This window comes from Oleiphilus sp. HI0043 (assembly GCF_001634935.1).
In genome coordinates this window covers 1-1,375 of record NZ_LWEY01001148.1, presented here as the reverse complement: position 1 = coordinate 1,375, position 1,375 = coordinate 1, and the positions used below count along the sequence as shown (strand labels likewise).

Genomic DNA, 1,375 nt, shown 5'->3' with positions numbered 1-1,375 from the left:
ACGCTTTGCTTGCGGTAGGGACTCGTTTTGGAGAAATTGGTACAGGTAGCTTTGGCGTTACGGTTCCTGAATCTTTGATTCATATTGACATTAACCCTAAAGTTCTCAATACAAACTACCCAGCGAAAGTAGCGATCCAGGGAGATGCAAATGAGGTCTTGCCCGCGTTATTACGTAAGCTCAAAGCTAAAATACATGAGAATAATATCTGTTTTGATGCGCGTTATAAGGAAGTGAGTCAGCTCATCTCAGAGCAAAAGGCTTCGTATAAACAAGAGTGGTATAAGCACGATAGTGGTTCTCGTGTTAATCCAGCTTTATTCTTTGATGCCTTAAGGAAAAGGCTGCCTGATGACGGTTATGTAGTGGTTGATGACGGTAACCATACCTTCTTAACGGCAGAACTTATGCCTATTCATACAGCGAGAACCATGATTTCGCCTACCGACTTCAATTGCATGGGTTATGCTGTCCCTGCGACTATCGGAACAAAGCTTCTTAATCCTGAAAAAGACGTTGTCAGTATTATTGGTGATGGTGCATTTTTGATGACGTGCATGGAAATTACAACGGCAAGCAAGAATGGCTTGGGTGCAATTTTTACCATATTTAATGATGGCGAGTTATCCCAAATATCACAAGCTCAAGAGGTGCCGTATAACAGGAAAACTTGTTCGGTTCTTGCGGATACGAGAATGCAGGGTGTAGCGATGGCTACTGGCGCAGCTTATGTCCGGATCGATGAGAATTCCGATATAGATGAAATGTTGGATGAAGCTTGGAGAATCAGCAAAGCGGGTCAGCCAGTCGTGTTAGATGTAAATATTGATTACAGTAAACAGACCCGATTTACGAAGGGTATTGTGGGAACAAACCTTAAGCGTTTGCCCCTCAACATGAAGGTCAGAATGATTAGTCGGGCTTTAGTAAGGAAAGTGACCTGCTAGCTATTTATTCACGACGTTTGCTAGCTTCTCTGAAACGTCGCTAAGCTTTGTCGTCATTGTGCTCAGGTTTTGAATTGACTCCAGTAGGTGTATAACAGCGTAAGCGTTATTGTTATTTACCTCGCCAACATTCTGCGAGGCAGCACTGACTTGTGTCATGTTGTCTTGCAGTTTATTGATTACCTTGGATACTTTTTCAATTTGTTCTGAAACTTCAATAACCGAGGCCGATGTATTCTCCAGTACTGCTTCTGAGTGAAGTACTATCTCGACGCCCTTATCAACGTCTACTGACCCTTGTTTTATTACATCGGTAATTTCTTGGGCAGACTCATCACAGCGAATTGATAAGCTTCTGATTTCGTCAGCAACGACGGCAAAGCCACGCCCCCTGTCACCAGCACGTGCAGCTTCGATTGTTGCGTTTA

The 1,375-nt window shown here is 43.3% G+C and carries 2 protein-coding genes; one reads left to right on the top strand and one right to left on the bottom strand.

Translation table 11 applies throughout. The annotated features are described in order from the left end of the window. Positions 1 to 947: thiamine pyrophosphate-dependent enzyme (locus tag A3729_RS13200; protein ID WP_197475843.1), on the top strand; the 947-nt coding region annotated here is incomplete at its 5' end. Here the strand turns inward: A3729_RS13200 and A3729_RS13195 are convergent. After that, the coding region (locus tag A3729_RS13195) for a methyl-accepting chemotaxis protein (protein ID WP_231877437.1) at positions 948 to 1,375 on the bottom strand (428 nt) is incomplete at its 5' end.